Here is a 24,683-nt window from a genome sequence, read left to right as displayed (position 1 = left end):
TCGCGCCACCCTCTACTACCTGCCACACAGCCCGTACCCGAATCTCCTCCAGTGTCCCATGACTTAACCCTCTGCCGTCTTTCGTTTCCATGAACGGCAGTATATCACAATGTCGCCTTACTTATGAATAGATTAGTAATTACGGGCAAATCAGTGGATATGGATCGGGTGGACATGCGGGAAATGCTGCCGGATACGCACGTGAGGGGGAAAAATAAAGCCCTTTGGGAAAAACGAAGCAAACATTTCATCGACATGGCGGCCAAGCTGAAAATCATTTATGCCAAGGGTGACCAAAAAGATATCGAGGCGCTGGAATACTTCGTCAACGCAGTCCGCAAGAAGCAACCTTCCCGTCCCGCCATTCCGCGGAAATAAAATGAAGACACCGCCTGCCATGGCGGATGGCGGCTAAATCAGCCCGACGAACTCGAGCGGATTGATCTTGTACTTCTGGGCGCTTTCAGCCCCGAGAATCCGGTCGGACACGCCGTCCGGTTTCGCCAGATCGATGTCGCGCGGCTCGATGTAGCCTTCTTTTTTCTTATCGTAGAAAACTTTCACCATCGGCATGAGCAGGTTTTCCGTACCCGGCTCCTTCACCACGCCAACAAGACCGCTTTGAAGCCGCACCACCGTCCCCACCGGATAAATCCCCACCACTTTAATGAAAAGCTCAACCATTTTCGGGTCAAAATGGTATTTGCTCCATTCGTACATTTTGCGCAACGCCTCGGCGGAATCAAGCCCCCGGTGGTAAACCCGGTCGGAAGTGATGGCGTCGTACACGTCCACGACGGCCGCCATGCGTCCCAGCTCGGATATCTCCTCCCTTGCCAACTTGTCCGGATAGCCGGAGCCGTCAAAGCGCTCATGGTGTTGCGATGCCACCGCCACCGCCTCTTGCGATATGCCGGGGGTTTTTTCGAGGATAATGCGGCTTTGCACCACATGGTTTTTCATCTGGGCGAACTCTTCATCGCTCAAGCGCCCGTCCTTGTTCAAAATCCCCTGCGGCACGGCCATTTTCCCCACATCGTGCAGCAACGCCCCCACTCCCGCCCGGTTTATTACCGTACGCGGCATGCCAAGCCCTTTCGCGAAGGCCACCATCAGCACACAGACATTGACGGAGTGGAAAAAGGTGTATTCGTCCTTGGACTTAAGCCGGCTCAGGCTCGAAAGCGCCCCTTGGTTGCGAAAAATGGAATCGACCATCTGCTCAACCACCCCGTTTACCGCCTCCAATTCCACCTGTTTTCCCATCCGAACGTCGTGCATGACGCTGGTGACGATTTTCTTCGCGGCGGCATGCACTTTCTTGGCGGCATGGAGTTCTTCCCCCATCGGCAGGGAAACCCCTTCATCTTCATCTTTGGATATTTTTGTTATCTCGGCCTCTATCTCCTTACGCACCTGCTCTTCGGCCATGCCGCCAGCCAGGTCAATCCCTCTCGCGGTATCGATATAGAGTTCGTGAATGCCGGCTTTGAAAATTTTTTCAATCATCCGGCCGTCTTGTATGAGCAGTTGCGAGGCAAAAAAAGGGTTTTCAAGCCATTCGCAGTTGAAATCGTGAACGAACATGCCGGGGCGCAACTGGGTTGTTTTAATTCTCTTAATCATTGACCGTTATCCCTATCCGCTGAACGGCAGGCGATGCCGGCATTGACGCAACCGCACAAAACAACATCGCGTCAATTTGCCTCAACGGGAGCAGCCGCATCGCCACACCTTGCACGTTGTCCCCGTCACTTTATCCCGCCATCTCCACGCTGGATGAACTGTTGTTTTTCCATACCGTTCACGGAATTCAGAAAATCCTTCACTACCCCTTTTGAATTGGCGTACTCAAGCTGGATATTCGGGTTTCCCGCCAGGCGCGCCTTGAGAGCCTTGATCCGCTCTTCGCGCTCGGCATGGCTCACGGTACCGCTCTCAACGCAGAGCGAAGAGAGTTCACGGGCGATACCCACTTCCGGAAAACGGTCAAGCGGGACGCTCTGCTGCTTCACGATGTCGGCAATCCCCTCAAAATGCCGCGAGGCTTCAGCGCATTGACCGCGTAACAGGTGAATACGTCCCTGCGCCCAGTGACCGTGCTTGTCCTTGGGCCAACGGCGTTCCATCTCGACCGCCATCGGCAGCGCCTCGTCGTAACGTTCCTCGATGATCATTAGCCACATGAGCGTGCTGAAAGCCGTATCCGCGGTAATTCCGCCGTTAGCCACCGCTTTTTGCAGCATGGCGATCCCCTCCTGCCGCATATCCCGGTTATGGGTGATAAACTTTTTTACGATCCACCCGACCATCCCCCCCTCTTCCACATGCTTTTTGCTGCCGTAAAAGTAAAGGGAGCCGAGGCCGAAATACGCGTCATGCGCCGCGGGATCGAGCGCCAGCGCCTTCTCCAGGCTTTTCTTCGCTTTCACCGCGTTGAGAAATGCGGAAACAAGGTTTTGCTGCTGCGCGTCCAACAGCCCCATATAGCCGTAGAGGTTGCCCAGATAAAAATAGCCGACCGGGCTTTCAGGATGCTTGGCGGTAAACGCCTCGGCCTTTTGCGTGGTTCGCCGCGCCCACTCGTTGAATTTCGCCATTGCCGAGCGGTCATGATAGGCGTTCATGTATTCAGCGTAACGGCCCGTCATCAGAAAATAGCCTTCCGGCCGGTCAGGATATTTGTTGATATACTCCTGAAATATTTTTTCGGCCTCAGGATATTGTTCGTTATACACGAGCTCGAACCCTTGGCGTAAATTGGGCAGTTCGGAGGGAATCACAAGGTCGTGGGCGCCCGCGTTTGCCCATAGTAACAACACCGCCAAGAACGCCAGCACCGGTTTTCCCATTACCTTCCCCGAAATATTTAAAAAAACAGGATTGCTTTAGCGGAGCGCGCCCCCGCTGCGGCAAGACAAAGATCGAGGAGGAAAATCACGGTTCTTCTTCCTCCACGCGCACCGGCTCCGGCACCGTAAATCCGCCGCCAGCCGCCGCGGGTTCGGCGTCCCACAGATGAAGGCGCGTTTCGGCCACAATGATGCCGCTCAGCGCGATAAGCGAGGCAAGATTCGGTATCGCCATCAATGCGTTTGCCATGTCGGCGAAATCCCACACCAGGGGCAGCGGTACCACGGCCCCCACCATCACCGCGGCCACCCACCCCACCCGGTACGGCATTATTATTTTTTTACCAAGGAGGTATTCGGCCGCGCGTTCGCCATAATACGACCACCCAAGAATGGTGGAGAAAACGAAGGTCAGCAGGGCGAATACCAACAGCGGCTGGCCCACGCCGGGAATATAGCCGAATACCGCCTTGGTGAGCAGCGCGCCATTCAGCCCCGCCACCATTTCCGGTTGGCGCATCATGGTGGTAACCAGGACAAGCCCCGTCAGGGCGCAAATCACCACCGTATCCCAAAACGTGCCGGTTGCCGATACCAGCGCCTGCTGCACCGGGTTTTTGCTTTTCGCGGCCGCCGCGACTATCGGCGCGGAACCAAGCCCCGATTCGTTGGAGAACAGCCCCCGCGCGATGCCGTACCGCGCCGCAATCATGACAGTGGCCCCCACAAAGCCCCCGCCCGCCGCTTGCGGCGTGAATGCGGATTTTACAATGAGGCCCAGCGCGGGAATAACGTACGGCAGGTTGTAGAGAAGAATATAGATACAGCCCGCGATGTAGACACACGCCATCAGCGGCACCAGCCCTTCGCATACCCGCGCGATCCATTTGATGCCGCCCAACACCACCACCGCCGTGATGAACGTTATCACGCCGCCGGTCACCCACGGGGAAATGCTGAACTCGTCGCGGGCAAGGCTGGCGATGGAGTTCGACTGCACCATGTTGCCGATGCCGAAAGCGGCGATTGAAGTGAAAACGCTGAAAAGCGCCGCCAGCCATTTCATCCCCATCCCTTTTTCGATGGCGTACATCGGTCCGCCAAGCATCGTGCCGTCTTCGGTCTTCACCCGGTACTTCACGGCAAGCACCGCCTCGGCGTACTTGGTGGCAATGCCAAAAACACCGGTGAGCCACATCCACAAAACCGCGCCGGGGCCGCCGATGGCCACGGCGGTGCCTACACCCACGATATTGCCGGTGCCTATGGTGGCGGCCAGCGCCGTGGTGAGCGCGCCGTAATGCGATACGTCGCCTTCGCCGGAATGTTCGCCGCGCGACAGGGAAAGGCGGATGCCGCGCCATGTGTACCGCTGGATGAAACGGAGGCGGAATGTAAGAAACAAATGGGTGCCAAACAGGAGCGCCAGCATCAGCGGTCCCCATAGGTAACCGTTGAGCCAATTTACCCCATCATGTATCGTCTGCATCGGCACGATTATAACCTAGAGCAAAACAAAAAACCGCACTGCGGCGATGCCAAAGCTCACCCCTTTGAACTTTATTTTCCCTGGTGGACAGCCGACCGCCGTCACTATGAAGTCGAATCATGCTTTCATGTCCCGCCTGTATCTAAGCGTACCGCGCCCCGCCGCCCGCGGTGGTCTAAAATCTGATCGCTGGCGCCGGGCTGCTTATTTGCCCAGCACGTCGCTCAAATCGTATAACGGCTTACCGCTTTCGCCATCTTTCGGCTTAACCTCACCCTTCTTGGGGATCGGTTTCTTTGCGGGTTCTTGTTGAGCTGTGGGCGCTTTGACGGGCTTCGGGGCTTCCGCCGGCTTTGCCGCTTCGACGGGCTTCGGGGCTTCCACCGGCTTTACCGCTTCGACGGGCTTCGGAGCCTCCGCCGGTTTTGCCGCTTCGACGGGCTTCGGGGCTTCCACCGGCTTTACCGCTTCGACGGGCTTCGGAGCCTCCGCCGGTTTTGCCGCTTCGACGGGCTTCGGGGCTTCCGCCGGCTTTGCCGCTTCGACGGGCTTCGGGGCTTCAACAGCCGGTTGCGTTTTGGCGGAGGGGGCATCCTCTTTGCGTTCCCCCGCCCCTCCGGCAAACCGCAACGTTACGGTTTCTGACCATCTATAGGCGGTCAGCGCGGCGGTGCGTTCCCTTATAATTCGCCACGACTCATCGGTGGGATAGCAAACTCCGTTCTTTGCTTCGCCTTTTACCGCCGCGCAATCACTCACGCCAGCCCAGGGAGCCGCGCTTCCTCCTTGGCCAAGGGCGGCTTCTTGATCAATATTTTCAAGCAGCTTTTTGGCCTGTTTTACATTTTCCGCCAAATCATCGATCTTGTTGAGCAGGTCGCCATTCCCTTTCTTAAAGGCTCTTTGAAGGCGCAGGTTCACAACATCCTGCGTACCGGGAACGTCGACGTACAAACGAAGCTTTTGGCTCACGAAGGATACGCTTCCATCCGGTGACTGCATGCGCCACCCGGCGCGTCCCTTGCCGGAAAGAAATGTCGAAACAAAAATTTCCCCCCGCTTTCCTTCCCGCAGATCCGTCGCCTCCACACCGGCGATGAGCGCGGGAAACGCGTCGAGATTCATCACCGCGTCGGCGGACGGCTTGCGAATGCGCCCCGTAACATCCATGCTTATTTCATAGCGCTCCGTGTTGGGGGCGGAAGACCGCTGGCCGCTTTTTTCCATCTGAATGGCGGTGACGGTTATCAGACCGAATTTGCCGGCCTCCCGCTCAAGCCGCTCCATGTTTTGCCATAAGGGCGACGCGGTAACATCAGGCGCGGTGGCAGGGGGCGGTGTGGGAGCCGCCACCGGTGCGGTGGCGGCAACAGACGGCACAGGAACAGCCGCCGGTGCGGCGGCTTCAGGCGCCGAAGTCACGGCATCCGATTTGGGGGTCTTATTCTTTGGCGGCACACAACCGGCGACAAACACCGCCACAGCCAAAAAAAACATTAACGCGGAATAAAAAACGGCGCGCCCCACAATCGGTTTTGAACCCATGAATATCACCTCCGGAGAAAAGCGGTGCGGTTTAATAAACAGGTACTCCGGCGTATTCTGCCGTGTCCGCGGGCCAGCTCAAACGCCCGTTACCAGTGTAACGGTATTGGCCAATTTATGCAAAGCCGCGCTCGCGCCCCTTTTTGGACTTTGGCGCGGCGGAGACGGCATCCGGTTCGTCCCCCTTCTTCTCCCTGTCCTCTTTCTTTTTGGCTTTTGGCTCGTCTTCCCAGCCAATTTTTTCGAGGAAGTCGTCATAATTCCCCAGAAAAAGCTGCGCCTTCCCTTCATTGAAAACGATCAGCTTGGTGGCGATGTCGCGCAAAATCATTTCGCTGTGGGTGACGATGATGACCGCCCCTTCATACTCGTCGAGCTGTTCGGTGAGCTCTTCTATCGATTCCATGTCGAGGTGGTTGGTCGGTTCGTCGAGGAGCAGGAGGTTCGTCGGGTTGGCCAGTATCTTGCCCAGCAGCACGCGGCTCCGCTCGCCGCCGGAGAGCACTTTGATGAACTTTTCCGCCGCGTCGCCGGGGAACATCATCGCGCCGGCAAGGCACCTAAGATGCTGGTTGTTCATCGACGGGTTCGCCTTGCTCAATTCCTCCAAAACGTTGCTTTCAAGGTCGAGCCGCTGGATATTCGTCTGCCCGAAGTGGCCGATCTTCATGCTGGGGTGCGTGCTTATCCCGCCGGTGAGCGGTTTCAGTTCGCCGCCGAGAACGTTCAGCAGCGTTGATTTCCCCTTGCCGTTTTTCCCGATGATGGCGATGCGGTCCCGCGCTCCCACCGCGAACGTCAGATCCTTGAACAGCGCGCTATCAGGATTGCCATCGTAGGAGAACGACAAGTCGCGCGCCTCCATCACAATCTTGCCGGGACACTTGTCATGATTGAAGCGGAAGGCGAGCATCGCGTCGTGATCCAGCTTCTCTATCCGCTCCATTTTGTCCAGCAGCTTGAGGCGCGACTGGGCGCGGGACGCGGAACTGGCGCGCGCCTTGTTGCGCGCAACAAACTCCTCGATTTCCTTTATCCTCTTCTCCTGATTGAGGCGTGTCTTTTCGTGTATCTCATCCTCATGGTCGAGCGTCTCGAAGAACGTGACGGTATCCCCTTTCAGCTTGCGGAGCTGGCGGCGGACAATCCCCATGGTGTGGGTGGTCACTTCGTCCATAAAGCCGCGGTCGTGCGTAATAATGATGACCTCCCCCTGAAAGGAGCGCAGAAAACTTTTCAGCCAGCGGAGGCTGACGATATCAAGGTAGTTGGTCGGTTCGTCCAGCAGCAGCATGTTGGGATTTTGCACCAGCAGCTTCGCCAGGTTCATCCGTATCTGGTAGCCGCCGGAAAAACTTTCCGGCGATTTTTCCATGTCCGCTTCGCCGAAGCCAAGGCCGAAAAGAATCTTTTCCGCCTTCCAATGATCGTACATTTCGTCTTCGGAAAGGGCGGTAGCCACCTCTTCCAGCACCGTTTTTTCGGTGAACTTCAGGTGCTGCTCCAGCGTGCCGATCCTGTATCCCTTGGGTATGCCGATGATGCCGCTATCGGGCTGCTCCTCCCCCAGGATGAGGCGGAACAGCGTCGACTTGCCGCTGCCGTTGCGCCCCACAAAGCCGACTTTTTCGCGCGGGGCGATGCTGAGGGTAATATCGTTGTACAGCACCTGCTTGCCGTAGGATTTGGTGAGATTGCTTATTTGTATCATGCCGTTATCCGCCTTAAGGTTATATATCGCTTTAATTGAAGGGAGCTATACTACCAGCCGAACGGCTGATTTGGAAGGGGTTAAATGAATACGCCGAGGATTAGTGCCTGTTGAATACCTGCTTGAACAGTGACACCGCGGCTCCGCGGTTTTCATAGCGGATATGATCGAAATAATGCCGCCCCATCAGGATGCCCCTGCCGTTGAGCATCAAAAGGCGTTTGAGGTCATGTTCAGGACGGAAGTTCATGTACGGGACATGGTCGAAACCCCGCCCGCCATCGCTCACGGTCAACATTATGAGGTCGTCAATTTTGACAAACTCCAATGTTATCGCAAGGGGGCATCCGGCCTCCCGCTTTAACAGTTCAGCTTCATACGTTCCTTCATCCATCAAGCGACCCTTTTCGGCCTCATAAAAACCGAGACTTCCGTGTTCGTAGGCGTTCATTATGAATTCATGGGCGTAATGGAGGTACATCCGCGTCTCCTGGCTGGTGAACAGATGCCCCACCTTCCCGGCCAGCCACGCCTTCACGTTCATCACGTCACACAGGCGCGCGGGAATGGTTATGCGCGATCCCGCCGCTTCCACGACATTTTCCGCCGACGCCGTGCCGTAACGGCGGCGCAACATAGCCGACTTTATTACTTTGACAAGCTGCCGTTCTTCCACCGGCTTTACCAAAACATCCTCCACCCCGTGGCGGAATGCCTCGCGGGCGGTCTCAGGGTCGCAAAGGGATGTGCAAAGAACGAACGGCAGAAAATGCTCCGCGGCGTTAATCCGCGCCAGATCGTACCCCGACAGGTGGGGCATCCGGACATCTGAAACTACGGCATGCAGGTCTTCACCGATGCGGCGATACTTTTCGAGGCCGATCCGGCCGTCTTCGGCCTCTATCACGCGGCAGTTGTTACGTTCAAGGTAGGCGCGGGCGACCATCCGCCATACGTCGTCGTCTTCCACCAATCAGGACGTTTTTTTTCGTATCGCCAATTAACATTGCACCCCTCGTAATGTAATATACTTGTACATTAAATATACCACGGCTTAGGCCCATAATCCACGGAAAACGGCCTATTTTTCGGCGGGACGCCAGACGACAATCTCTTCCGCAACGGCGTTTTCCAAAGCGATCTGGCTTTGGTCGGCCTCTATCACCAGCGCGGGGTACTTCTGATGCACCTTGACCGACGTTCCCGGCGTGATTCCCATCGCCAGCAGTTTGTGCATACGCGGCTCGTCTTTGGTATTGATGCCCGCCACCCGCGCGGCGACGCCGATCTTCAATTCGGTCAGCGGCATGACGAGGCTCTTTATCTCGTCCTTCGCGGCGCGGCAGCAGGCGCCCTCCGGTATCTCCTTGCCGTGCGGGCAGGTGCGGGGATGCCCCAGCAGGATGCAGATGGAGTCGACCAGCTCCGGCGCGAGGATATGCTCGAACTCGCAGGCGGCCAGATCGGGATTTTTGGCCTTCTCCCCCAGCACGTCATTGATCAGCCGCTCCGCCAGCCGGTGCCGGCGGATGATGTCGCGCGCCGTTGCTTGCCCTTTTTGCGTGAGCGATATTCTGTCGCCTTCTATCTGCACCGTCCCCGCCGCGGCCAATTCTCCAAGCGCCGCGCCAAATATGTTTTCGGGATCTGTCTCCTTGAGCGAGTTAAGGGTAAGCCGCCCCTTCTCGCCGAGATGCCAAAGCATCTCCAGCAATTCGTCTTTGGTGTGATCCTTGTGGTGTTTTACCAGTTCCATTTGTTCATCCCAACCGCATGAGGAAATTCAATCCGCCTCCCACCGCCACGGCGATGGCGATAATCGCCACGTTGATGGCGGCGGCCCACCGCAGGCCAAGTTCCTTGACCATCACCATTGTATTGGATGCGCAGGGAATGAACAACGTGATGACGACAAGCCCCACCACCGTCTGCGTGTAATCCATCAGGCCGGTATCGACCATATCCTTGAAATGGAGCGCGCCGATCTCGCGCCGCGCCAACACGAGAATAAAAACCTCTGTCGTCTTGTCCGGCAGGGTGAGGATGCCGGTAACAACCGGCTTTGCCCAGCGCTCGATGGCGGCCAACATACCGGTTTTTTCCAGCATAAACATGAAAAGCGACGCCGCCATGAACATCGGCAACGCCTCGTCCAAAAACCACTTGATGCGGAAGTACGTTTTACGGGCGATATTCCGCCAATCCGGCGCATAGAACGTGGGGAGATCCATGATGAAATCGGCGCGGCGTTGCGTGGGAATCAGCCGGTTGAGCAACAGCCCCACGCCCACCTGCGTGAACACGATGGCCGTGATGACGATGAGCAACGCTGAAAACGGCGCGGTGGCAAGAATGGCGAGCAGAATGCCGAGCTGCACGGCGCAAGGAACCCCCAGCGCGATGAGAAACGAAGCAATGAGCCGCTCCTTTTTCGTCTCCAGCATCCGGCTGGCCATCGTGGCGATGGTGTTGCATCCGAAGCCGAGCACCATCGGCATTACCGCTTTGCCGCTCAACCCCATCGGGGCGAGCATGCGGTTCAACAGCACCCCGAGGTTCGGCAGATAGCCGACTTCTTCCAGAAAATTGATGATGAGAAAGAAAACCAGCAGTATCGGCACCACCGTGCCGATGGCGTTGAACACCCCCATCGTGACAACGCCGAAATTGCCGACGAGAAACTCGCGCAGGAAATCGTTGGGCGCGAGGCGGCCGATAGATTCGGCGGCGGGCACGAAAATAAGCGCGTCAAGGAAGGCGGCCAGCGCGGTGGAGATGCGCGCCACCCCCTGGAAGGTGGCCCATAGCACACCGATAAGGAGCGGTATGCCGTAGAACGGATGGCGCGAAAGGCGCGCCGCCTCGCTGGCGAAACTTTTCGCGCCGGCGGCCTCGCGGCGCACCGCTTTGGCTATAAGGGCGTCGGCCCATTCTTCACGCGCCTTGAAGACGGCGTTTTTCACCAGCAGGGAAGAGCCGGTCCGGTACAACCGCTCGCGCACCGCTTCAGCTTTCGCCGCCAACTCGCCGCCGTGGCGATCCGTCAGCGTGGCGGCGGCCGCTCCCTCCTCCAACAGCAGCATCAGCAACAGGCCGCGCGGCGGCGCGTCCGATGCCGGAAAAAACCCTTTCATTTCATCCAGCGCTTTTTCCACCGCGGGGGTATAGCGGAGAAGCGGCGGCCGCGGGGATATATGCCGAACCGCCTCTTCCAGTTCCTGAAGGCCCGCGCCATGTACGGCGGCGGTGAGCGTCACCGGAACGCCAACTCCCCGCGCCAACTGTTCACGGTCGATGCTGATACCTTTGCGCCCCGCCTCGTCCATCTTGTTCAGGCAAAAAACGGCCGGCAACTCCATCTCCAGCGCCTGCATCAGCATGATGAGCGTCCGTTTGACGTTGGTGGCGTCGCCGCAGAAAATCACCATCGCGGGATGTTCGTTCAAAAGCACGGCGCGCGCCACAGCCTCGTCTTCGGACACCCCATAGAGCGAAAACAGGCCGGGCGTGTCAATCAGCTCGTAACGCCCGCCGGCGAAGGAGACCTCCTTGCGGAAGGTCTCGATGGTGGTCTGCGGGTAATTCGCCACCACGCTGTAAGAGCGGGAAAATTTGTTGAAGAGCGTGCTCTTGCCGACGTTCGGCGGCCCGATGATGGCAATCTTTTTCTTGTGTGGTTCAGGCATTACCACGAAAACCCTTTCCCCCCGCCATCGGCGGGAGAACGGCGGAAACGCATTTCCGCCCTATTGCTTGCCGCCAATATCCCAGGTAAAAGCGGCTTCCCCCACCACGGAGGTAAAGCGAAGCGTGTAGTTGGCGGCACCGGCAAGCTCCTGCCTGGGAAAGGTGATGCGATAGATGAACTTCCACTCCGTAAGAAACGGAAAAAGCCATGCATCCTGCATTTTGTCCAGCTTCAGCTTTTCAATGGATGACGGAGCTATCCACCGGCCATCGGGCGCTTGCAGCGCCACTTTCCACATGGAGTCTTTCTTTTCCAGATCGTTCCACCGCTTGTCGCCCGTATACACGCCAGCCAGAAATTCCAATTCCTTCTGTTCGTTGGCTTGCGATTCGGCCAGCATTTTATCGGCCTGCTCGGCGTCGACCCGCCCTTCGCCGCGGATGGCCGCGATAAAGTCCCGCTTTATCCGCTGATCGTAATGGAAAACATCGGCGATGAGGATGGTATCGAGGTCACGGTAGATCTTCCCGGTGCGGACGTTCCGCTTCACGTCGTCCAGTATCTTATCGTGCGCCATGGAAAAATCGACTCTCGTGCTTTTTCCCGCGCACCCCGCGGCGATGATGAGCAGCAAGCCCAGAGCCAGAAAACGGACGTTCATTTTCATTTTCATGATTATAGGGATTTGCCGCAAGCTTATCAAATGTTGATTTGCATCCACCTATTTCCAGATAAGACGGTTTACCGGTATAGCCGTGACAGGCTCATGCGGCGGGAGCAACCCGGCGTTCTCCGGGGAATTTTACCGTCATTGCCCCGGCGGGAAGGCGATGGACTGTGTTAATATGAAGTTTCATTTATGGAGAACAATATGGTTACCCTGATCGCGATTGGCATCCTGCTGGCCATGGTTATTTCCAGTTCAATCAGAATCATATATCAATACCAGCGCGGCGTGGTGTTCTTCTTCGGCAAATACTTCGCCACCTACGACGGGGGGCTGAAACTGCTCCTCCCCGGCGTCATGACAATGGTGCGGGTGGATATGCGGATCATCGCCCTCGACGTGCCGGCGCAGGACATCATCACCCGCGACAACGTATCGATGGCGGTGAACGCCGTGGTGATGTACCGCGTGGTGGATGCCGAGAAAGCGGTGCTCACCGTGGGGGACTACCATTACAATACCTCGCTGATGGCCCAAACAACCCTGCGCGCCACCATCGGCCAGCACGAAATGGACGATGTGCTGGCGGATCAGGCGCAGCTTAACGCCCGCCTGCGGGAACTGCTGGACCAGCAGGCCGACCCGTGGGGCATCAAGGTGACCTCCGTCGCCATCAAACATGTGGACCTGCCGCAGGAAATGAAACGCGCCATGGCCAAACAGGCCGAGGCGGAACGCGAGCGCCGCGCCAAGATCATCAACGCCGAAGGCGAGCTGCAGGCGGCCGAAAAACTGCTGGCCGCGGCCGAGATGATGGGACGGCATCCTTCCACCCTGCAACTGCGCTATCTCCAAACGCTGAGCGAGATCGCCACCGAAAACAACTCCGTCACCATCTTCCCCGTCCCGATCGACATGATCAGTTCCTTCCTCAAAAACGCGCGGGCGGACAAGGATTGAGGCGGATCGCGGGGAATGAAGCGGTTCCTTAACGGAACGGTTGTTCCGTTCCTCGCGTACTGGTGGTTGTTGCTGACCTCAATCACGCTCCGCCCCCGCGTCTTCGGCGCCGATACGCAAAAGTACGCCTCCGAAAATCCCTGCATTTTCGTCTTCTGGCACAACCGCATCTTTTATATGCCGTGGCACCTGCGGCGGCAACGCAACCTCCACGCGCTGGTCTCCCCCAGCGGCGACGGCGAAATCATTCACGGCACGCTGCGGCTGTTCGGTTATTTCACCGTCCGCGGCTCGTCGTTCCGGCATGGGGCGCGGGCACTCATCGCCTTGGCCAGAAAACTCCGCGGGGGGGCAACCGCCGCCATGATCGCCGATGGCAGCCGCGGCCCGGCCCTCATCGCGCAGTCCGGCGCGATCTACCTGGCGAAACTCACCGGCCTCAAGATCGTGCCGTTGGCGTGGGGAGCCGAATGGAAAAAGAATCTCAACTCGTGGGATAAAACCATCTTCCCCCTCCCCTTCTCCCGCGTGAATGTGGTTTACGGCGATCCGATTGAAGTCCCGAAAGACATCACGAAGGAAGGAATGGAGGATAAACGCAAGGAACTGGAGGCGGCTCTGCTGCGGGTGACCGCGGAGGCGGACGGTTTTTCGGGATGATCCTTTACAATCTCACATTGCTATTGGCGATGCCGCTCATCATCCCCTTTCTCCTCTGGCGCTTTGTCACCGGCAAAGAGACCGCCGAAAGCCTCCGGCAAAAATTTGGCGCATACCTTTTTGAAAACCCGCCCACCGGCGGCATCTGGATACACGCCGTCTCCGTGGGGGAAACCAACGCCGCCGTGCCGCTGGTGGAGCTGCTGGCCCGAAGCCAAAAACGCCCCATCGTCTTCTCCGTCAGCACCCAAACCGGGATGAAGGTGGCCCAAACCCGCCTTGCCGGGAAAGCATTTTGCGTCTATTTCCCCTTTGATTTCCCCTTCGCGGTGGCGCGCGCCCTCGTCCTCTTCGCCCCCGCCGCCGCGGTTTTCATGGAAACGGAGATATGGCCCAATTTTATGCGCCAAGCCCGCCGCCGGGGGGTGAAAACCGTGCTGATAAACGGGCGGATATCCGACCGCTCCTTCGGCAACTATCGGCGAATGAAACGGTTCCTCGGCCCCGTGTTGCGCGATTTCGACCTGCTGCTGATGCAATCGGCCGACGATGCCGGACGGATCACCGCGTTGGGGGCGTTACCCGGGGCGGTGCGTGTTGGCGGCAACATAAAATTCGACCGCCCGTTGCCAGACCTTTCAGAAAAGCAAACCATCGCCGCCGGATTCGGCCTGCCGGAAAACATCCCCGCCGTCATCTTCGCCAGCACCCATCCGGGGGAAGATGCGATATTCTGCCGTGTAACAAAGGAGCTGATCGCCGAGGGGCTTTCCCTCTTCCCGGTCATCGTGCCACGCCATATCGAACGGGCGCAAAAAGTGGCGGCGCTCTGCCGCGAGGCGGGCTTTCTCCCCCGGCTGCGAACCGAGAGGGACACCGGCGGCGGCCTCCTTATCCTCGACACCATAGGCGAGTTGGCCCGGCTTTACGGCGGCGCGGCGATAGCCGTGATGGGTGGAAGCTTTGTTCCCCACGGAGGGCAAAATCCGCTGGAGCCGGCCGGATGGGAAGTGCCGGCCGTCTTCGGCCCGCACATGGAAAATTTCCGCGAAATCTCCTCCCTTTTCCTGAACGCCGGGGCGGCCGTCAGCGCAGCCGATGCCGACGCGCTGAAAGACGCTCTCCGCCGCTGGCTGCGAAACCCCGCCGCCGCCCGCGAGGCGGGAGCGCGCGGGCGGGAGCTTTTAATCCAAAACAGCGGCGCCCTGCAAAAAACCGCCGCCGCCATAGATAGTTTATTACAATAAGGGGCATATGACAAACCTTGAGGCGCTCAAAAAACGCGCACACCGGGCGCCGCTCTCCAAACTGGCGGGAGACGCATCGGGACGCGAATACTTCCGCCTTTGGATGGAGGGACACACCCCCGAAAGCGCCGTGATGATGAACGTGCATCACCCGTTTGATGCCGCCACGGACGACTGGCTGGTGATGCGCTCTTACCTTGACGAATGCGGCGCGCGGGTACCGCGGCTTTACTGGGCCGAGCCGGAACAGGGAACGCTCTACATCGAGGACGGCGGCGACCGCCTGCTGGAGCATCATGTAAAAAACGCCTCGTGCGAAGAGGTGCTGGAGGCCTATCACGCGGCTCTTGACCTGCTGACGCTCATGCAGGTTGAGGGAACCAAACGGCTCACCCCGCAACACCCCGCGGCGGGACGCAGTTTTGACGGCGCGAAGTACCTCTGGGAGCTTGACTTTTTCGCCGAACACTTTTTGGGCGGCTTGCGCAAGAAAACCTTCTCCGGAACCGAACGGGCGCGGCTGCGCGAATTCTTCGCCGCCCTGATAGCCCCCATCCTCAAGGAGCCGCTCTGGTTCACCCACCGCGACTACCACTCCCGCAACCTGCTGATGGATCACCGCGGCTACATCGTGCTCGATTTTCAGGATGCCCGCATGGGGCCGCTGCAATACGACCTCGCCTCGCTCCTTTTCGACAGCTATGTAAAACTGGGCGACGCCTTCCGCGACGAACTGTTCCACCACTACGTCGACGCGCTGGACCGCGCCACCGGCACGGCGGCAAACCGGCGGACTTTTTACTGGATGTTTCTGCGGGTGGCGCTGCAACGCAACCTCAAAGCGCTGGGAACCTTCGGTTTCCAGACGTCGCGGAAAGGAAACGGCCTCTACCTCCGCTTCGTGCCGGACACGGTGGGCTACGTCCGCCGCAATCTTCCGCTTTTTGAAGACCTCTCCCCCTGGGCCGATTGGGTCATTTCCTTATTGGACGAGTAGTGCGATAATAACCGGCCTATGCCCAAGATAAACATTAAACGGATCGGCGTGGTGGCAAAACCGCAAAGCGCCCTCGCCCGCGAGGCCATCACCAAGGTGCTGAAATGGGGAAAACGCCGCAAGGTGGAAATCCTGCTGGACCGCACCGCCGCCAAGGTGGCCAAAGAATTCAAGACCGAAGGAGTGGAACATGCCAAGCTGCTCACCTCCATCGACGCACTCATCGTGCTGGGCGGGGACGGCACCTTTCTGGGGGCCGCCCGCATGGCCACTGCGTACAACATACCCTTGTTGGGGGTGAACCTGGGAAGCCTCGGCTTCATGACCGAAGTGGCGCTGGAAGAGATCGATACGGCGCTGGATGAAATGTACGAAGGGCAATATGACACCGAAGAGCGCATGATGCTGGACCTCAAAATAGAAAACGACAAGGGAACCCGCCGCGAAGTGGCGCTCAACGAAATCGTTTTCAGCGGCGGCCATGCGGCCAAAATGGTGGAGCTCACCGTATCGGTCAACGGCCAGCATGTGACCACCTACCGCGCCGACGGCCTCATCATCTCCACCCCCACCGGCTCCACCGCCTACGCGCTCTCGGCCGGCGGGCCGATACTCTACCCGACCATCGAGGCGATCCTGATATGCCCCATTTCCCCCCACACCCTGACCAACCGGCCGATTGTGGTGCCGCATAATTACATTATGGAAATAGACATCAGCCCCCGGCAGGAAATAGTCGTCGCCACGCTCGACGGGCAGATCACCATCGAAGTGAACAAGCTGGATCATATAACCGTGTCGCGCTCGGCCAATACCACCCGCGTTGTGAAAGTGCCGGAGCGTACCCATTTCGACACATTGCGCAGTAAACTGGGGTGGGGAGGAGCCGCCGCGAATCATGGCAGAACCGATAGATAATTCGGCCACCAAAGAGGTGGTCCGGCAACTGGTGCCGTTTCTCTCCCGCAAGGGAATACCGATCACGCCGGAGAACTACCGCATCTGGTTCGAGTATTTTCTCGGCCGCAAGGAAGAGATCAAAAAAACGCTGGACGAAATGCTGGAGTCCGACACTGTTTTCACGTCGGAGGTCAGCGAAGGGCTTTACAAAAGGTTTTTCGTGCGCGACCTCGTCGAAGAAGACACCCAAAAGCTCAGAATAGAGATGGAAACGGCCGACAGCGTCAGCCGCAAGGCGAGCGAACTGATCGTCAACATCATGAAGGACATCCTGGGATCCGCCGAAAACACCAGTATGTACGGCGACAAACTCAAAGGCTACATGGACGACATGGACAAAGCCAACCGGCTGGAAGACGTGCAGAACGTGCTCAAAAACGTGCTGCGCGACACGCGGGAAACCGCCACCCAGACCTTTACCGTCCACAAAAAACTGGAAAACGGCAGCGAAGAATTGGAAACGCTCAACGCCGCCCTGGTCAGCGCCCGCATGGAGGCCCGTACCGACAACCTCACCACTCTCGCCAACCGCCGCGCCTTCGACGAAAAGATGGCCGAGACCGTTGAACTGGCGCGGCAGGGACGCCCCTTCTGCCTGCTGATGCTGGACATCGACCACTTCAAAAAGTTCAACGACGAATGCGGCCACCTGATCGGCGACAAGCTGCTTCGGCATGTGGCGAAGGAAATACGGGGGGCATGCCCCTCCAACGCCACACCCTGCCGCTACGGCGGCGAGGAATTCGCGGTGATCTTTTCCGGCCCGTTCGATGCCGCCGCGGCCGCGGCCGAGAAAATCCGCAAGGCCATCGAGGAAATCGCCTTCACCGTGCGCGGCAAAGATATCGATGTCACCATTTCCATCGGCCTCGCGTCGATACGGAAGGACGATCCGGTCAAAGACGTAATCGCCCGGGGCGATGCCGCCATGTACCTCGCCAAGAAGAGCGGCCGCAACAACGTGAAAACCGAAAAGGATCTGCCGGCCGGTGCTTAAGGCGCTCTCCATAAAAAATATCGGCATCATCACCGGCCTCTCCGTTGAGTTCGGCGAAGGGCTCAACATCCTCACCGGCGAAACCGGCGCGGGCAAATCGATGGTTCTCTCGTCACTCAACCTGGTGCTGGGGGGGCGCGCCGACAACGACACCGTCCGTCAGGGCGAGGACAACGCGCTGGCCGAAGCGGTCTTCGACGCCGCGCGGCTGAAAGCGGCCCTTAAAACGCTCGAAGCGCAGGGCATCTTCGCGCAGGATGGCGAGCTGATAGTCCGCCGCACACTGCAAAAAGAGGGTAAAACCAAGGCGCTCGTCAACGGCTGCCAACTCAACGTATCCGACTTAAAAACCGCGGGCGAAAGCATGGTCGATATCCACGGCCAGCACGAGCACCAATCGTTGCTGAACAAGGACACGCATCTCGACTGGCTGGACGGCTACCTCGCGCTGGAAGACGAGCGCGGCGAAACCGCCGCCCTGGGAGCTGACGCGCGCCGCCTCGAATCGGCGCTGAAGGAAACAATCCGCCGCCAGCGGGAAAGCGAGGCGCAGCGCGAGTTCCTGCAATTCAAGCTGGACGAACTGGAAAAAGCGGCGCTCAAGGAAAATGAAGAAGCGGTGCTTGAAACCGAACTCAAGCGCCTTGCCGGGGCGGAAAAGCTGCGCGAAAGCGGCGCGAAAGTTTTTAATGACCTTTACGACGGCGAATCGAATGCAAGCGGCACACTGGGCGAAGCGGCCAAAGAGATGGACAAGCTCAAGGCCATCGATCCCTTTTTTGAAAAATACGCCGCGCTGTTCAAAGACATCGCCGCGCAGGTTCAGGAAGCGGCGCTGGAGGTCAACTCTTTCTGCACCGGCATCGAGGACGATCCGGCCCGGATGGAAGAAGTGGAATCGCGCCTCGCGCTCATCGAAAAGCTCAAACGCAAGTACCGCACCGATCTGGCCGGCCTCGTGAAGATGGCCGCCGAAGCGCGGAAAGAACTCGACGGTATCGAGTTTGCCGAGGAAGACCGGAAAAAACTGGAAGCGGAACTCGCCGCCGCGCGGAAAAAGCTGCAAGAAAAAGCCGCCACGCTGCACAAAAAGCGCGTCAAGGGAATCGCCGCTTTCAAAAAAGAGGTGGCGAAGGAACTGGCCGACCTCAATATGGCCGGCGCGCGATTTGAGGTGGAAATCACGCTGGCCGAAGATGCCGATGGCCTTGATCTGGACGGCAAAAAGACAAAAGTTTTCGCGCACGGATTCGGCGAGTTCCAGTTTCTCATCAGCGCCAACGAAGGGCAGGAGCCGCGCCCGCTGATCAAAATCGCGTCGGGCGGCGAAGTATCGCGCGTGATGCTGGCCCTGAAAACCGCCATCGGCAAGGTGCAGCCGGTGCCGGTGCTGGTGTTCGACGAAATCGACACCGGCATCGGCGGCAAGACCGCCGACATGGTCGGCGAAAAGCTGAAGAAGCTGGCGAAGAGCTGTCAGATCATCTGCATCACCCACCTGCCCCAAATCGCGCGGCAGGCCGACCACCATTATGTGGTGGAAAAAAAGAGCGTGAAAGGCCAGACCACCGTGAACATCCGCAAGCTGGACGACGACGGCCGCGTGGAAGAGTTGGCGCGCATGGGCGCCGGCAAAACCATCACCGACGCCGCCCGCGAACACGCCAAAGAACTGATAAAAAAATAACCAAGCGACGTCCCAATATGGGATGGATGTTAATCTCTTATCAAAAGGAATCAATAATGGCTGAAGAAATCGCGATACTAGGGACGAGCAAGGGAACCATCAAACTGAAGTTTTACGAAGACGACGCGCCGGGTCATGTGGCGAACTTTAAGGAGCTGGCGCAAAAGGGATTCTATGACGGCACCACTTTTCACCGTGTCATCCCCGGCTTCATGATTCAGGGAGGCTGCCCGAATACGAAGGAAGATTACGAAACGCGCCACGCCCACGGCACCGGCGGACCCGGCTACCAAATCCCCGCCGAGTTCAACGACCGCCCCCACAACCGCGGCACCCTCTCGATGGCCCGCGCGCAGGACCCGGATAGCGCCGGATCGCAATTCTTCATCTGCGTTGCCCCGGCCCGCTTCCTCGACAAGCAGTATTCCGCCTTCGGCGAAGTGATCGAGGGGATGGAAGTGGTGGACGCCATCGTGAGCGCCCCGCGCGACGCGCGCGACAACCCGAAAGAAAAGATCGAGATGATCAAAGTCTCAATCGTCGAAGCCTGAAATTACCTGGATAGGGAACGGGAGATATTATCTGAATTTCTGTCATGCCGGACACCGATCCGGCACCTAGAAATATTATCGAAGCTTCCCTCATCGGCCCGAGGGGCCGAAATCTCTTGGCCCTTACGGGCCAATGGAAGGCACGATTGCCTCCCCTACCGGGGAAAATAGGGAGAGCTTTGATAATATGCTGGATCCCCGCCTGCGCGGGGATGACAGGGAAATGGCTAGAGCTTGCGTTCGTGGATGGTCTGGAGCTTGGTGATCATGTACTCCTTCGGCCCGGACGGGAGCACAACCTTGAATTCGTCATCCACCCTCTTCCCCATGATCGCCTTCCCGATGGGAGCGGCAATGGAGATCTTGCCGTTCGGCACATCGACGAGATCCGCCACCACCAGTTCATAGGTGACGGTCTGGCCGCTGTTGAGGTCTTCCAGCGTGACCACGCTGAACAGGCCGGCGACATCCCGCGAAATCTTTGTGAGATCAATGGAGCGCATCGCTTTTATCCGTTCGACGATCTGCGCGCCGCGCGACTCGAAGTTGCGTTTCTTCTCGCGGGCGGCGTGGTACTCGGCGTTTTCCTTGAAGTCGCCCAGTTGCGCGGCCTTGTTGATTTCGTTCGGAATATCCCGCGCAAGCGCCTTCTTGATTTCGGTCAGTTCCGCTTCGAGTTTCTTTATCGCTTCATCAAACATCGTTTGTGCCTCGTTCAGGTTGAAATCAGTGACTGCCCAAAAATTGTACCAAAAAACAGCGCCTATTCCAGTTTTTCTTTGAGGTGGTGCAGATAGTTGAGCGCGTCGAGCGGGGTCATGTTGTCGATGTCGGTTTCCCGCAGGCCTTCCACCACCGGGTGAATGGGAGCGGTGAAAAGCGGCACCTGAAGCCCCTCCCCCATGTCGGCCCCCTTCAGCGCGGGCCTGCCATCGGCATCGAGCTCCATTTTTTCCAATTGTTTCAAAACCGCCTTTGCCCTCTTGAGCACCTCTTTCGGCAAACCGGCCAACCGCGCCACCTGTATGCCGTAACTTTTGTCGGCCGGCCCCGGCTCCACCTTGCGCAAAAAGACCAAACGCTCCCGCTGCTCCTTTACCGTAACGTTGTAGTTCGCCACGCCCGGCTCGGTGAACGCCAGATCGGTCAGCTCGTGGTAATGCGTGGCAAAAATGGTGCGGGCCTTCAGCCGCGCCAAAAATTCCGCCACCGCCCAGGCGATGGAGATGCCGTCGAACGTGCTGGTGCCCCGTCCTATTTCGTCCAGAATGACCACCGAGCGGCCGGTCGCGTTGTTCAAGATGTTCGCGGTCTCCACCATCTCCACCATGAACGTGGAAAGCCCTTTTTGCAGGCGGTCCTGCGCGCCGACGCGGGTGAAGATGCGGTCGGCGATGCCGATACGCGCGCTCTTGGCCGCGACGTATCCCCCCATCTGCGCCATGAGGACGGCAAGCGCCACCTGCCGCAGATACGTGGACTTGCCTGCCATGTTGGGGCCGGTAATCACCATCAGGCGTTCGCGCTCCCCTTCCATCGCGATGTTGTTCGGCACGAAGTTCTCTTCCGTCATCAACCGCTCGATGACCGGGTGGCGGCTCTCCTCCAGCGCCAGTTCATCGGTATCCAGCATCTCCGGGGCGCAATAGCCGTAGAGCCGCGCCCCTTCGGCCAACGCCGATGCCACATCAAGCCGCGCGATGACGCCGGCGGCGCCCCGCACCCGCTTGATGTAACCGGCGGCGGCGGCGCGGAGTTCTTCCACCAGCTTCGCTTCAAGCTGCTTGGCGCGTTCGTCGGAGCTCAGCAGCTTTTCCTCTATCTCTTTCAGCTCCGGGCTGACAAACCGTTCGCAATTTACCAGCGACTGCTTGCGGATGTAGTTCGCGGGCGCTTTGTCGATATTCCGGTGGGTGATCTCGATGTAGTAGCCGTAGATCTTGTTGTAGCCGACCTTGAGGGTGCTGATACCGGTCGCCGCGCGTTCTTTTTCTTCCAGCTTGCGGATGGATTCTGTCGCGTTATCGCGGAAGCCGCGCAATTCGTCCAGTTCCTTGCTAAACCCCTCGCGCATGAATCCGACATCCTTGAACGTGGCGGGATGCGAGGGGGAAACCGCGCGGTCCAGAAGGTCGGCCAGTTCCGCCACATCATCCCACTCCGCTAAAATCGCGGCTATCGCATAACCCGGCAGTTTCGCCGCCTCTTCCCGCAATGCGGGGAGCGCCGCCAAAGACCGCTGGAGCGATGAAAAATCGCGCGGGTTAAAGCTCTTTCCCGCAATGCGGGTGATGGCGCGTTCGAAGTCGTCCACATTGGCAAGCCGCGCGCGGAAATTTTCGGCGGTGGACGGATCACTGAAAAAAGCGGTAACCGCCGCCTGACGTTGCAATATTGTTTCGCGGTCTTTGAGCGGCTTCACCATCCACTCGCGCAACAGCCGCCCCCCCATCGCCGTCCGGGTTTTATCCAGCACCGCCACCAGCGTGCCGTCCACGCTCCCCTCGCCGATGTTTTGCAATATCTCCAGGTTGCGCAGCGTGGCGGCGTCCAGCTCCATCTCGCCGCCGCTCTTCACCCAGCGGATGGTGTGAAGCGACGCCAGTACCTCGGCGGCATTCTTCTTTACATAGTGGACAATGCCGCCCGCCGCGCTCACGGCGAGGCCGCGCCCGTGCAGGCCGAACCCTTCAAGGGTGCTTACATCAAACTGTTCTTGCAGGCGGCGCGTGGATTCATCGGTGTCGAACGCGAGGAAATCGAGTTTCTCGACGCGATAGTCGCCGAGCATTTCAAGCAGGCCGCCCCCCGCGTCGTGCGGCACCAGCACCTCTTTCGGCATCAGGCGGGCCAACTCGTCCATCAACGCGTCGACGGCGCGGGGACCTTCAAACTCCCGCGCGGTAAAGTTGCCGGTGGAAAGGTCGGCGGCGGCAAATCCGATCCCCTTCTCCCCCGGCGCGACGGCGGCGAGGAAGTTTGAACTCTTTTCGTCCAGCAGCCAGTCCTCGGTGAGCGTGCCGGGCGTTACCACGCGGACAACCTCGCGTTTGACGATCCCTTTCGCCAACGCCGGGTCTTCCATCTGTTCGCAGATGGCGACTTTCTGGCCGTGCTTCACCATTTTGCCGAGGTACGCTTCCAGCGCGTGATACGGCACGCCGCACATCGGGGTTTTTTCTTTTCCGTCGGCCCCCTTATCGCGGCTGGTGAGCGCGATGTTCAGGATGCGGCTGGCCGCCACCGCGTCTTCAAAAAACATCTCATAAAAATCCCCCATGCGGAAAAAGAGCACGCAGTCCGGGTAGTTTTTCTTTATCGCCATATACTGGCGCATGAGGGGGGTGAGTTGACTCATTTTTTATAATTTACAACAAAACTGCGGGGATATCTGGGATAACTCATTTAAGTCCGAGATGTATGCCGCCGCATCCGGCGCACAGTTCGATGGCTGTAAATTCTTCGGAATTATCCACACTATTCCCCCTCCCCTTCCATCTCCGCCGGTTCCACCGTTCCATGTTTTTCAAATAGATTAGCCGGCATCGACCAGACGTTCAACGTCTTATGTCCATCCCATATCCGCTGCTTGTTGTCCCCGCCCAGCTTCCTCAACATCGGCGTCAAATCCCTCGACGACAAGCTCTTAAATCCATGCGAAGCGAGATAAGCCGCAAAATCCTTTAACTGGAATTGATACCCCACATCACGGGACAGGAACGCCCGGCCCAATGTGATTTCATTAACTTTGCGGGCCGGATTCTTGGTGAAAAACTGTTCCAGCAAATAACGAAATTTGTAGTTGTCGGTGATGTCATTCAAGTCGTCAACAAACTGTTCAGGCGGAACATCCTTTACCTGATTTAATTTGTCCACGATAAGATTTCTCCATGCATCCTTATTCATTTGGGCTGGCAGAAACCTTAACTGCTCCATGCAGATTGCGCTGAACTTTTTAAAATTCATGAGATCGTCAGCAGTCAGCCTAATTGCCTTTCCCTCATGTTTCACTAGCCATGGATACTGCACATCCGTTGTTGGCTTTAAAGTAGCGAGCATGCTTGAAAGAGTCTCATCAATATCAAGATTCTTAGACACCTCCACGCTATCAGGCTTTTTCTTTGGAACTGCTGTATGTCTGCAAATACCCAATTCGTAAAGAAATTTGGCTGTTAAAAGAAAGTCGCCGGAAACATGTTTTTCTTTGCCCAAAAGCAGTGAAAAAGAGGCCGCCACGGCATCATCGTCGGTGCGGGAGATATCCAGTGTAAGAAACCGGCGTTTTGCCCAATTCCCAGACATTAGCGGCAAATAAAACCACCATAATAAGCCGTTTGTTAGAATGGCAAGTTCAATACCCTCCTGGAAGGAATACTGCAAAATCTGTTCTTCATGTTCTGACAAATCAATTCCCGACTTTTTTACCTCGATAAAAACCTTTTTGCTCCCGTTTACAATTAGAGCGAAATCAACCCGCTTACTGCCAATTGTATGTTCAGGATGCACTTCATTAGGTTCATGAGTATTCCAGCCCAATTTGCTGAAAAAGGGAAGAATCACCGTCTGCTTGATCGCGGCCTCATTAAGACCTGTCAAATCTCGAGCTTTCAATCCAGAGATAAAACCTGAAAACTCCTGAATATTGCTTGCAGCATGTTCCATGTCGTAGGAT

General features: G+C 57.8%; 21 protein-coding genes. 9 read left to right on the top strand and 12 right to left on the bottom strand.

What is annotated here, in order from left to right:
• Positions 1 to 123 precede the first annotated feature (123 nt).
• Positions 124 to 378 carry a hypothetical protein gene (locus HZA03_07010; GenBank protein ID MBI5637699.1) on the top strand — a complete coding sequence of 85 codons (255 nt, stop codon included), beginning with the start codon at positions 124 to 126 and terminating at the stop codon, positions 376 to 378.
• Between the two features lie 33 nt (positions 379 to 411).
• On the opposite strand, the gene HZA03_07005 is transcribed toward HZA03_07010, so the two are convergent.
• The 9 genes from HZA03_07005 to HZA03_06965 form a co-directional block, all read right to left on the bottom strand.
• Positions 412 to 1,626 (bottom strand): HD-GYP domain-containing protein, encoded by a 1,215-nt coding sequence (locus HZA03_07005; protein MBI5637698.1) that lies wholly within the window; start codon positions 1,624 to 1,626, stop codon positions 412 to 414.
• Between the two features lie 125 nt (positions 1,627 to 1,751).
• Positions 1,752 to 2,852, bottom strand: a complete 1,101-nt coding sequence (locus tag HZA03_07000; protein ID MBI5637697.1) for a tetratricopeptide repeat protein — start codon at positions 2,850 to 2,852, stop codon at positions 1,752 to 1,754.
• Positions 2,853 to 2,937: 85 nt separating this feature from the next.
• On the bottom strand, positions 2,938 to 4,341 hold the full coding sequence (locus HZA03_06995) for a sodium:alanine symporter family protein (GenBank protein ID MBI5637696.1): 1,404 nt from the start codon (positions 4,339 to 4,341) through the stop codon (positions 2,938 to 2,940).
• A 204-nt stretch (positions 4,342 to 4,545) separates the two neighbouring features.
• Entirely contained in the window at positions 4,546 to 5,886 is a 1,341-nt protein-coding gene (locus HZA03_06990; protein MBI5637695.1) for a hypothetical protein, read from the bottom strand.
• Between the two features lie 115 nt (positions 5,887 to 6,001).
• Positions 6,002 to 7,597 carry an ABC-F family ATP-binding cassette domain-containing protein gene (locus HZA03_06985; GenBank protein MBI5637694.1) on the bottom strand — a complete coding sequence of 532 codons (1,596 nt, stop codon included), beginning with the start codon at positions 7,595 to 7,597 and terminating at the stop codon, positions 6,002 to 6,004.
• A 100-nt stretch (positions 7,598 to 7,697) separates the two neighbouring features.
• Positions 7,698 to 8,570: a response regulator gene (locus tag HZA03_06980; GenBank protein MBI5637693.1), complete on the bottom strand. Its 873-nt coding sequence runs from the start codon at positions 8,568 to 8,570 to the stop codon at positions 7,698 to 7,700.
• Positions 8,571 to 8,678: 108 nt separating this feature from the next.
• Positions 8,679 to 9,353, bottom strand: coding sequence for a metal-dependent transcriptional regulator (locus HZA03_06975; GenBank protein ID MBI5637692.1), 675 nt, complete (start codon positions 9,351 to 9,353; stop codon positions 8,679 to 8,681).
• Positions 9,354 to 9,357: 4 nt separating this feature from the next.
• A complete protein-coding gene (gene feoB / locus HZA03_06970) occupies positions 9,358 to 11,283 on the bottom strand; it encodes a ferrous iron transport protein B (protein ID MBI5637691.1) in 1,926 nt (641 codons plus the stop codon).
• 60 nt (positions 11,284 to 11,343) lie between these two features.
• A complete protein-coding gene (locus HZA03_06965; GenBank protein MBI5637690.1) occupies positions 11,344 to 11,952 on the bottom strand; it encodes a hypothetical protein in 609 nt (202 codons plus the stop codon).
• Between the two features lie 204 nt (positions 11,953 to 12,156).
• On the opposite strand from HZA03_06965, the gene HZA03_06960 reads away from it, so the two are divergent.
• Genes HZA03_06960 through HZA03_06925 form a run of 8 tightly spaced genes read left to right on the top strand, consistent with a single transcriptional unit; the run spans position 12,157 to position 20,011 of the window.
• Positions 12,157 to 12,912 carry a slipin family protein gene (locus HZA03_06960; protein MBI5637689.1) on the top strand — a complete coding sequence of 252 codons (756 nt, stop codon included), beginning with the start codon at positions 12,157 to 12,159 and terminating at the stop codon, positions 12,910 to 12,912.
• A 15-nt stretch (positions 12,913 to 12,927) separates the two neighbouring features.
• Positions 12,928 to 13,572 (top strand): lysophospholipid acyltransferase family protein, encoded by a 645-nt coding sequence (locus tag HZA03_06955; protein ID MBI5637688.1) that lies wholly within the window; start codon positions 12,928 to 12,930, stop codon positions 13,570 to 13,572.
• Positions 13,569 to 14,819, top strand: coding sequence for a 3-deoxy-D-manno-octulosonic acid transferase (locus HZA03_06950; GenBank protein ID MBI5637687.1), 1,251 nt, complete (start codon positions 13,569 to 13,571; stop codon positions 14,817 to 14,819). The genes HZA03_06955 and HZA03_06950 overlap by 4 nt, the downstream gene beginning before the upstream one ends.
• A 7-nt stretch (positions 14,820 to 14,826) precedes the next feature.
• Positions 14,827 to 15,816: a phosphotransferase gene (locus HZA03_06945; protein MBI5637686.1), complete on the top strand. Its 990-nt coding sequence runs from the start codon at positions 14,827 to 14,829 to the stop codon at positions 15,814 to 15,816.
• An 18-nt stretch (positions 15,817 to 15,834) separates the two neighbouring features.
• Entirely contained in the window at positions 15,835 to 16,734 is a 900-nt protein-coding gene (locus tag HZA03_06940) for an NAD(+)/NADH kinase (protein ID MBI5637685.1), read from the top strand.
• Positions 16,715 to 17,773, top strand: coding sequence for a GGDEF domain-containing protein (locus tag HZA03_06935; protein ID MBI5637684.1), 1,059 nt, complete (start codon positions 16,715 to 16,717; stop codon positions 17,771 to 17,773). The genes HZA03_06940 and HZA03_06935 overlap by 20 nt, the downstream gene beginning before the upstream one ends.
• Positions 17,766 to 19,460 carry a DNA repair protein RecN gene (recN, locus tag HZA03_06930; GenBank protein ID MBI5637683.1) on the top strand — a complete coding sequence of 565 codons (1,695 nt, stop codon included), beginning with the start codon at positions 17,766 to 17,768 and terminating at the stop codon, positions 19,458 to 19,460. The genes HZA03_06935 and recN overlap by 8 nt, the downstream gene beginning before the upstream one ends.
• A 56-nt stretch (positions 19,461 to 19,516) precedes the next feature.
• The gene (locus HZA03_06925; GenBank protein ID MBI5637682.1) at positions 19,517 to 20,011 is read left to right on the top strand and encodes a peptidylprolyl isomerase; all 495 of its coding nucleotides are present in this window, start codon (positions 19,517 to 19,519) and stop codon (positions 20,009 to 20,011) included.
• A 227-nt stretch (positions 20,012 to 20,238) separates the two neighbouring features.
• Here the strand turns inward: HZA03_06925 and HZA03_06920 are convergent, their stop codons facing one another.
• From HZA03_06920 to HZA03_06910, 3 genes are all read right to left on the bottom strand, one after another.
• Positions 20,239 to 20,712, bottom strand: a complete 474-nt coding sequence (locus HZA03_06920) for a GreA/GreB family elongation factor (protein ID MBI5637681.1) — start codon at positions 20,710 to 20,712, stop codon at positions 20,239 to 20,241.
• Positions 20,713 to 20,774: 62 nt separating this feature from the next.
• Complete coding sequence (gene mutS / locus HZA03_06915; GenBank protein MBI5637680.1) at positions 20,775 to 23,369, bottom strand: DNA mismatch repair protein MutS; 2,595 nt, start codon at positions 23,367 to 23,369, stop codon at positions 20,775 to 20,777.
• A 119-nt stretch (positions 23,370 to 23,488) separates the two neighbouring features.
• A complete protein-coding gene (locus tag HZA03_06910; GenBank protein MBI5637679.1) occupies positions 23,489 to 24,673 on the bottom strand; it encodes a hypothetical protein in 1,185 nt (394 codons plus the stop codon).
• Positions 24,674 to 24,683 lie beyond the last annotated feature (10 nt).

The organism is Nitrospinota bacterium, from assembly GCA_016217735.1.
Lineage (GTDB): Bacteria > Nitrospinota_A > UBA7883 > JACRGQ01 > JACRGQ01 > JACRGQ01.
Note: the sequence above shows the minus strand (reverse complement) of the source record. Positions and strands in the feature narration are given on the sequence as shown.

Excerpts from the sequence above, each read along its gene's own strand:
- HZA03_06935 (MBI5637684.1), top strand. The coding sequence starts at position 16,715 with ATGGCAGAACCGATAGATAATTCGGCCACCAAAGAGGTGGTCCGGCAA.
- HZA03_06955 (MBI5637688.1), top strand. The coding sequence starts at position 12,928 with ATGAAGCGGTTCCTTAACGGAACGGTTGTTCCGTTCCTCGCGTACTGG.
- HZA03_06995 (MBI5637696.1), bottom strand. The coding sequence starts at position 4,341 with ATGCAGACGATACATGATGGGGTAAATTGGCTCAACGGTTACCTATGG.
- HZA03_07005 (MBI5637698.1), bottom strand. The coding sequence starts at position 1,626 with ATGATTAAGAGAATTAAAACAACCCAGTTGCGCCCCGGCATGTTCGTT.
- HZA03_06985 (MBI5637694.1), bottom strand. The coding sequence starts at position 7,597 with ATGATACAAATAAGCAATCTCACCAAATCCTACGGCAAGCAGGTGCTG.
- HZA03_07010 (MBI5637699.1), top strand. The coding sequence starts at position 124 with ATGAATAGATTAGTAATTACGGGCAAATCAGTGGATATGGATCGGGTG.
- HZA03_07000 (MBI5637697.1), bottom strand. The coding sequence starts at position 2,852 with ATGGGAAAACCGGTGCTGGCGTTCTTGGCGGTGTTGTTACTATGGGCA.
- HZA03_06990 (MBI5637695.1), bottom strand. The coding sequence starts at position 5,886 with ATGGGTTCAAAACCGATTGTGGGGCGCGCCGTTTTTTATTCCGCGTTA.
- HZA03_06960 (MBI5637689.1), top strand. The coding sequence starts at position 12,157 with ATGGTTACCCTGATCGCGATTGGCATCCTGCTGGCCATGGTTATTTCC.
- feoB (MBI5637691.1), bottom strand. The coding sequence starts at position 11,283 with ATGCCTGAACCACACAAGAAAAAGATTGCCATCATCGGGCCGCCGAAC.
- HZA03_06920 (MBI5637681.1), bottom strand. The coding sequence starts at position 20,712 with ATGTTTGATGAAGCGATAAAGAAACTCGAAGCGGAACTGACCGAAATC.
- HZA03_06910 (MBI5637679.1), bottom strand. The coding sequence starts at position 24,673 with ATGGAACATGCTGCAAGCAATATTCAGGAGTTTTCAGGTTTTATCTCT.
- HZA03_06925 (MBI5637682.1), top strand. The coding sequence starts at position 19,517 with ATGGCTGAAGAAATCGCGATACTAGGGACGAGCAAGGGAACCATCAAA.
- HZA03_06945 (MBI5637686.1), top strand. The coding sequence starts at position 14,827 with ATGACAAACCTTGAGGCGCTCAAAAAACGCGCACACCGGGCGCCGCTC.
- HZA03_06950 (MBI5637687.1), top strand. The coding sequence starts at position 13,569 with ATGATCCTTTACAATCTCACATTGCTATTGGCGATGCCGCTCATCATC.
- mutS (MBI5637680.1), bottom strand. The coding sequence starts at position 23,369 with ATGAGTCAACTCACCCCCCTCATGCGCCAGTATATGGCGATAAAGAAA.
- HZA03_06965 (MBI5637690.1), bottom strand. The coding sequence starts at position 11,952 with ATGAAAATGAACGTCCGTTTTCTGGCTCTGGGCTTGCTGCTCATCATC.
- HZA03_06940 (MBI5637685.1), top strand. The coding sequence starts at position 15,835 with ATGCCCAAGATAAACATTAAACGGATCGGCGTGGTGGCAAAACCGCAA.
- HZA03_06975 (MBI5637692.1), bottom strand. The coding sequence starts at position 9,353 with ATGGAACTGGTAAAACACCACAAGGATCACACCAAAGACGAATTGCTG.